Source organism: Pseudomonas sp. NPDC098747 (assembly GCF_044760045.1).
Taxonomy (GTDB): Bacteria; Pseudomonadota; Gammaproteobacteria; order Pseudomonadales; family Pseudomonadaceae; genus Aquipseudomonas.
Genome location: NZ_JBIWAL010000027.1, coordinates 57,087 through 64,642 on the forward strand (window position 1 = coordinate 57,087; position 7,556 = coordinate 64,642).

6 protein-coding genes and 2 pseudogenes are annotated in these 7,556 nt (G+C 61.1%); 3 read left to right on the forward strand and 5 right to left on the reverse strand.

Annotated elements, in window-relative coordinates:
• From ACIQVE_RS17475 to ACIQVE_RS17495, 5 genes and pseudogenes are all read right to left on the reverse strand, one after another.
• Positions 1–118: pseudogene (locus ACIQVE_RS17475) on the reverse strand (hypothetical protein); the annotation flags it as partial.
• A gap of 48 nt (positions 119–166) precedes the next feature.
• Positions 167–703, reverse strand: a complete 537-nt coding sequence (gene hslV, locus ACIQVE_RS17480) for an ATP-dependent protease subunit HslV (protein ID WP_401219611.1) — start codon at positions 701–703, stop codon at positions 167–169.
• 289 nt (positions 704–992) lie between these two features.
• Complete coding sequence (locus ACIQVE_RS17485) at positions 993–1,688, reverse strand: SPOR domain-containing protein (protein WP_150593934.1); 696 nt, start codon at positions 1,686–1,688, stop codon at positions 993–995.
• Position 1,689: 1 nt separating this feature from the next.
• Complete coding sequence (argS, locus tag ACIQVE_RS17490) at positions 1,690–3,426, reverse strand: arginine--tRNA ligase (protein ID WP_402810475.1); 1,737 nt, start codon at positions 3,424–3,426, stop codon at positions 1,690–1,692.
• Positions 3,427–3,639: 213 nt separating this feature from the next.
• Positions 3,640–5,859, reverse strand: a complete 2,220-nt coding sequence (locus tag ACIQVE_RS17495; protein ID WP_402810477.1) for a primosomal protein N' — start codon at positions 5,857–5,859, stop codon at positions 3,640–3,642.
• A 291-nt stretch (positions 5,860–6,150) separates the two neighbouring features.
• On the opposite strand from ACIQVE_RS17495, the gene rpmE reads away from it, so the two are divergent.
• The 3 genes and pseudogenes from rpmE to ACIQVE_RS17510 form a co-directional block, all read left to right on the forward strand.
• Positions 6,151–6,378, forward strand: a complete 228-nt coding sequence (gene rpmE, locus ACIQVE_RS17500) for a 50S ribosomal protein L31 (protein ID WP_016984589.1) — start codon at positions 6,151–6,153, stop codon at positions 6,376–6,378.
• Positions 6,379–6,443: 65 nt separating this feature from the next.
• The gene (locus ACIQVE_RS17505; RefSeq protein WP_402810478.1) at positions 6,444–7,193 is read left to right on the forward strand and encodes a thermonuclease family protein; all 750 of its coding nucleotides are present in this window, start codon (positions 6,444–6,446) and stop codon (positions 7,191–7,193) included.
• A gap of 184 nt (positions 7,194–7,377) precedes the next feature.
• Positions 7,378–7,556 (forward strand): annotated as a pseudogene (locus ACIQVE_RS17510) (malate dehydrogenase); the annotation flags it as partial.

Consider the following 7,556-nt stretch of genomic DNA (forward strand, 5'->3'; position numbering starts at 1 on the left):
GCAACTGCATGCGGCTCCAGCGGTTGCGCAGGGCAATCGCGACGGCGCGCTTGGCATCGTCCTGGCCGATGATATGGCGGTTGAGTTCGTGGACGATTTCGCGGGGAGTCATGGACATAATTATTGGCGGTCCTCAAGCAGAAACAAGCCGTGGCACAGGGCCGAGTCAGGCTTCTTCAGCGAGATCCTGCTCCTCAATGGTCTGAGTGTGGTTGGTGAATACACAGATGTCAGCGGCGATACCGAGTGCGGTTTCGACGATTTCGCGAGCCGACAGATCGGTCTTTTTCAGCAGTGCGCTGGCCGCAGCCTGGGCGTAACCGCCACCGGAACCCATGGCGATCAGGCCGTTTTCCGGTTCGACCACGTCACCGTTGCCAGTGATGATCAGGGATGCGTCCTTGTTGGCGACCGCGAGCATGGCTTCGAGGCGGCTGAGGGAACGGTCGGTGCGCCATTCTTTGGCGAGTTCGACAGCGGCGCGGACCAAGTGGCCCTGATGTTTCTCGAGCTGGCCTTCGAAGCGTTCGAACAAAGTGAAGGCGTCGGCGGTGGCACCGGCAAAACCGGCGATGACCTGGCCGTGGTACAGGCGACGAACTTTCTTCGCGTTGCCTTTCATCACGGTATTGCCGAGAGAAACCTGGCCGTCGCCGCCCATGACGACTTTGCCGTGGCGGCGGACTGAAACGATGGTGGTCAAGGGAAGAGTCTCCACGCAGCGGGGCGAAAATGCCTATGCCCATTCATATGGGGGTGGTGGAGAAGATTTCAACCGGGGAGGGCGCAGAGGGACGAACGGCGAGTGATGACTGTGGCGAGGGGATTTATCCCCGTTGGGTTGCGAAGCGGCCCTGAAACCGACGCATACGGTGTATCAGGTACAACTTGGGGTGCAGGTTTTACGACTGCTGCGCAGCCGAACGGGGATAAATCCCCTCGCCACAGGGGAGTCGCTCACCTGGGGGGGGAGGTGAGCGACCTGAAGGAAATCAGCGGCTCTGGCGTTGTTGTAACAACAGGTTGCTGAAACCGCTGCCGGCCAGTTGTTTCTGCGCAGTGGTCAGCTGTTCACGGTTGCTGAACGGGCCGACCAGTACGCGATACCAGGTTTCATCTTTCACCGTGCCCGATTCAACCGCAACCGCCTGGCCAAGCAAAATGATCTGCGCACGAACCTTGTCCGCATCCGCCTCTTTGCGGAACGAACCGGCCTGGAGGAAGAACTTGGTCACCGGCGCTGCTTTCACCGGAGGTGCCGGCGGCGGGGTAATACCCGCCAGTGCTGCCTGAGCCCGCGCAGTGTCGATTTTTGCTGCTTCCGCCGGGGTGACCGGTGTCGTCGGCACTTGCGGTGTCGGCAGGGTTTTCTCCGGCACGGCGTCCGCTGGTACGATCACTTCCGATTCCGGCAGCAGGGTGTAGAAGTCGTACTTCGGCTTCACCGGTTGCGTCGGGCTTGGCGGGGTCTTGTTGGCTTCGGCGATTTTCGCTTTCTGCTGTTGTTCGACCTTTTCGCGCTTGACCGTGTCGCTGCCCTTGCCCGGCTCCAGCTTCATCAGGAACACGATGAACGCCCCGACCGTCAGGCCGATAGCCATCCACAGCCAACCCGGAATCGGTTGCTTCGCAGGAGCTTGGTAACGACTGGCGCCACGCTTGGGTGCAGGTTTTTTCTTGGCAGCCAACTTACATACGCTCCAGAGTTTCCAGACCCAACAGCTCCAGGCCTTGCTTGAGGGTGCGACCGGTCAACGCGGCCAGACGCAGACGGCTCTGCATCTGTGCCGGGGTTTCGGCGGCGAGGATCGGGCAGTTCTCATAGAAGCTCGAGAACAGGCCGGCGACGTCGTACAGGTAGGTGCAAAGAATGTGCGGCGTGCCTTTATCGGACACGTTGTTCAGCACTTCGCCGAACTGCGCCAGCTTCGCTGCCAGCTCATGTTCGTGCGCTGCTTCGAGGACGATCTGGCCGTCGACTTCGCTAAAGTCCTTGCCCAGCTTGCGGAACACACCGGCCACACGGGTGTAGGCGTACAGCAGGTATGGCGCGGTGTTGCCTTCGAAATTCAGCATCAGGTCGAAGTTGAAGCTGTAGTCGCTGGCGCGGTGTTTGGACAGGTCGGCGTATTTCACCGCACCGATGCCGACGACTTTGGCGATATTGCGCAGTTCGTCTTCGGCAAGCTCCGGGTTCTTCTCTTTGACCAGGTTGTAGGCGCGGTCCTGAGCTTCGGTCAGCAGATCGATCAGCTTCACAGTGCCGCCGTCACGGGTCTTGAACGGACGGCCATCGGCGCCGTTCATGGTGCCGAAGCCCATGTGCTCCATCTCCATCGGATGGGTCACGAAACCGGCCTTGCGCGCCACGGCAAACACTTGCTGGAAGTGCAGGGCCTGACGCTGATCGACGAAGTACAGCGCGCGATCGGCTTTCAGTTTGCCGCTGCGGTAGCGCACGGCCGCCAGGTCGGTGGTGGCGTACAGATAACCGCCGTCAGCCTTGACGATGATCACCGGCAGCGGGTCGCCGTCGGCGTTCTTGAATTCGTCGAGGAACACGCACTGGGCGCCGTTGCTCTCGACCAACATGCCGGCCGCCTTGAGGTCGTTGACCACATTTATCAGGTCGTCGTTGTAGGCGCTTTCGCCCATCACGTCGGCCATGGTCAGTTTGACGTTGAGCAGTTCGTAGATCTTCTGGCAGTGCGACAGCGAGATGTCCTTGAACTTGGTCCACAGCGCCAGGCACTCGGCGTCGCCGGCCTGCAACTTGACCACCAGGCCACGGGCGCGGTCGGCGAATTCTGCGGATTCGTCGAAACGCTGCTTGGCGGCGCGGTAGAAGTTTTCCAGGTCCGACAGTTCGTCGCTGGTGATCGGGTTTTCTTGCAGGTAAGCCATCAACATGCCGAACTGGGTGCCCCAGTCGCCGACGTGGTTTTGACGGATCACTTCGTCGCCGAGAAACTCGAGCACGCGTGCCACGCCATCGCCAATGATGGTCGAGCGCAAGTGGCCGACGTGCATCTCTTTGGCTAGGTTCGGCGCCGACAGATCGACCACGGTGCGCTGCGCAGGACCTGCCTTGCGCACGCCGACATGGGCATCGGCCAGGGCGGCGTCGAGTCGCGAAGCCAGGGCCTGGGTGTTCTGGAAGAAGTTGATGAAGCCCGGGCCAGCGATTTCGGCCTTGGTGACGTTCTCGTCGGCCGGCAGCGCAGCGATGATTTTTTCCGCCAGATCGCGCGGCTTCATACCCGCAGGCTTGGCCAGCATCATCGCAATGTTGCTAGCGAAGTCGCCGTGGGTCTTGTCGCGGGCGTTCTCCACCTGAATCGCCGGCGACAGGCCTTCAGGCAACACACCTTCGTTGACGAGTTGGGTGAGGGCTTGTTGGATCAGCTGGCGAATGGTGTCTTTCATGGTCTTCTCTTTCGACCGCAAGCGCGGCGGCGCATCAATGCGCGGGTGGAAAAACTGGGCATTATCCGTTGCGAAGACGGGCTTGCCAACCTTAGCAGGCAGCTTATGGATATGTGGTGACATTAGAAGCAAAAGATCGCAGCCCGCGGCGGCTCCTACAGGGAAATGCGATTCCCTCTGTAGGAACTGCCGCAGCCTGCGATCTTTTGATCTTCAATACAAATCGACGGGATCAACATCCAGAGACCAGCGCACCGCCCGCCCGCTCGGCATCTGCTCCAGCACTAGCAACCAATTGGCCAATAGCCGATGCAGCGGCGCCCGTGCCGTCGCCTGCAACAGCAACTGCGCGCGATAACGTCCGGCGCGGCGCTCCATCGGCGCCGGTACCGGCCCAAGCAGTTCAATCCCGTTCAGACCCTGCTCGACCAGTAAACGCTCAGCCTCGCTGCACGCCTCATCGAGAAAACCTTCGGCCTGCCCCGGTTTATGCGCTTCGGCACGCAACAGCGCCAAGTGCGCGAATGGCGGCAGACCGGCCGCGCGGCGCTCGCTCAAGGCCTGTTCGGCAAAGGCGAAATAACCTTGCTCGGTCAATTGCACCAATAAGGGATGGTCGGCGAGGTGGGTCTGGATGATCACTTTGCCCGGCTCTTCCGCCCGCCCGGCTCGTCCGGCGACCTGCACGATCAGTTGTGCCATGCGTTCACTGGCGCGGAAGTCACCGGAGAACAATCCACCGTCGGCATCGAGAATCGACACCAGCGTTACCCGTGGAAAGTGGTGCCCCTTGGCCAACATCTGCGTGCCGACCAGAATGCATGGCTGGCCCTTCTGGATCGTCGCGAACAGCTGATTCATCGCGTCCTTGCGCGAAGTGCTGTCGCGGTCGACCCGCAGCACCGGGTAATCCGGGAACAGAATCGCCAGCCGTTCCTCGGCACGTTCGGTACCGGCGCCGACCGGGCGCAGGTCGACCTTGTGGCACTTCGGGCACTGGCGCGGCGTGCGTTCGACGTAGCCGCAGTGGTGGCAGCGCAGTTCGCCGTGGCGCTGGTGCACGGTCATCCGCGCATCGCAGCGCGAACACTCGGACATCCAGCCGCAGTCGTGACAAAGCAGCGTCGGCGCAAAACCGCGACGGTTGAGGAACACCAATACCTGCTGGCCTTTTTCCAGCGTCTGGCCGATGGCTTGCTGCATCGGCCCGGAAATCCCGCTGTCGAGTGGGCGGCTTTTTACATCCAGACGCAGGAATCGCGGCTGCTTGGCGCCGCCGGCACGCTCGTTCAGGCGTAGGAGGCCATAACGACCGGTGTAGGCGTTATGCAGGCTTTCCAGCGAAGGCGTGGCGGAGCCGAGGACGATCGGGATGTTTTCCTGCCGTGCGCGCACCAGCGCCAAATCACGGGCGTGATAGCGCAAGCCTTCCTGCTGTTTATAGGAGCCGTCGTGCTCTTCGTCGACAATGATCAGCCCCGGATTTTTCATCGGGGTGAACAGTGCCGAGCGGGTGCCGATAATAATGTCGGCCTCGCCGTCGCGGGCGGCGAGCCAGGCTTCGAGGCGCTCGCGATCGTTGACTGCCGAGTGGATCAGGGCGATCCGCGCGTTGAAGCGTTGTTCGAAGCGCGCCAGCGTCTGCGGGCCGAGGTTGATTTCCGGGATCAGCACCAGCGCCTGTTTGCCGGCCTCGAGGGTTTCGCGGATCAGTTGCAAATAAACTTCGGTCTTGCCACTGCCGGTGACGCCGGCCAGTAAGAACGCGTGATAACTGTCGAAGCCTGCGCGAATCGCCTCATACGCGGCGCGCTGCTCGGGGTTGAGCGGCAATTCCGGCTGCGCCAGCCAATGTTCATGACGTGCGCCGGGTGCATGCCGGCGGATTTCCACCTGCACCAGATTCTTCGCCAGCAGCAGATCGAGACTGTCCTTGCTCAGCATCAGTTTGCTCAGCAATTGATGGGCAACGCCGTGAGGGTGCTGGGCCAGCGTGGTCAACGCTTCACGCTGACGCGGCGCACGGGCGATTCGTGGATCATCCACGCTTGCACCCGGCACTGCCGACCAGAAGCGTTCCTGCCGGGCCTCGGCCAGTTCGCCCTGACGCAACAGTACCGGCAGCGCCCAGCTCAAGGTGTCGCCGAGGCTGTGCTGATAATACTGGGATGTCCACAGGCACAGCTTGAACAGCGCTGGTGGCAGTGGCGGGGTGGCATCGAGCAGGGCTAGCGCGGGTTTGAGTTTTTCCACCGGCACTTCGCTGGTATCCGTCACCTCCACCAGAATCCCGATCATCTCGCGCCGCCCGAACGGCACCCGCAGGCGCATACCGGGTTGCAGCTGCGCGCGCAGCACGCCGGCCGGCGCCCGATAGTCGAACAGGCGGCGCAAAGGCGAAGGCAGGGCGAGGCGCAGAATGGCGTCGGGCACGCGGGGAGATCTCGATCAACGAACACTGGAAAGAAAGTTGCAGGCAAAACCTGTGGGAGCGAGCTTGCTCGCGAAAGCGGTATATCAGGCGACATTAATGCTGACTGACACGCCCTCTTCGCGAGCAAGCTCGCTCCCACAGGGGAATGTGTTCAGGGGCGGGAGCCTAGCAGACGGTCGGTCTCAGTGACAGCTTGCGTGATTGCAAAGGTCTGGTAGAATCCGCGGCCTAATTACGTGCGGTATTCAACAATAGTGTTGGATGGCGGCACGCTAGCTGAGGAAGACACCATGAAAGCTGATATCCACCCGAATTACCCAGTCATCGCTGTTACCTGCAGCTGTGGCAACAAGTTTGAAACCCGTTCGACCTTCGGCAAAGCTCTGCCAATCGACGTGTGCAACGAATGCCACCCGTTCTACACCGGTAAGCAGAAGACTCTGGACACTGGCGGCCGCGTTCAGCGCTTCGCAGACCGTTTCGGTGCTTTCGGCAAGAAACCTGCTGCTGCAGAGTAAGGTTGAAGAGCCCGGTGGGCTTTTCCTCGCTGCTGAAAAAGGCGTCCCTTGCGGGCGCCTTTTTTATGCCTGCGATTTGGCTTTCCACCGCGCTTGCATACTGCCCGGCACCGGCTGCACTGACGCAGGTCGCCGTGCAGCGCGTGGTCGATGGCGACACCTTGCGCCTGAGCGACGGCCGCAGCGTGCGGATGATCGGGCTCAATACGCCTGAACTCGGCAAGCAGGGTCGCAGCGACGAGCCATTCGCGATTGCTGCACGTAAACGCCTGGAAATGCTGGTGGCCGACAGCGGCGGGCGCGTCGGTGTGCTTCCCGGCAAAGAGCCAAAAGATCATTACGGCCGCACGCTGGCCCACATCTACAGTGCCAGCGGCGCCAACCTCGAAGCGCAAATGCTCGCCGAAGGCCTGGGTTTTCAGGTTGCGGTGGCGCCTAATGTCGATCTTGTCAGCTGTCAGCAAGCCGCTGAACGCAGTGCGCGACAGGCTGGACGAGGCCTCTGGCGGCAATCTCCTGTACTGAAAGCAGAGCAGATCCAGCGCTCGGGTTTCGCCGTGGTCAGTGGGCGTGTGAGCAAAGTGCAACGCAATCGCGGCGGAATCTGGATTGAGTTGCAGGACTCGCTTGTATTGCGTGTTGCACCCAATCTGGTCGGACAATTCGACAATGCCCGATTGCAAGCGCTGAAGGGCAAGCAGATCGAGGCGCGTGGCTGGGTGGTCGATCGTTCGCGGCGCGGCGGATTGAAACCGGGTCAACCGCGTTGGCTGCTGCCACTGACTGATCCTTCCATGCTGCAGAGTGCACGCTGAACAGAAATTGTAGACATTTTTTCTTTCGATTGTGAACAGTCAAGCCCTTGTGCGCCGCGGCTCTTGGCCCAAAGTCGTAGGGCAGGGCGCTTGACAGGGGTGACCGCTCAGTCTTGTGGGGACTTTGCGAGGCGCGTATCCTCGCTGACCAGTCTGTCCAACAGTAAAAAAGCGGAATGCCAAAATGTCTGATCTGAAAACTGCCGCTCTCGAATACCATGCTCATCCTCGTCCAGGGAAGCTGAGTGTCGAGCTCACCAAGGCCACTGCTACCGCCCGCGACCTGTCGCTGGCCTACAGCCCCGGCGTAGCTGAACCAGTGCGCGAGATCGCTCGCGATCCCGAACTGGCCTACCCGTACAC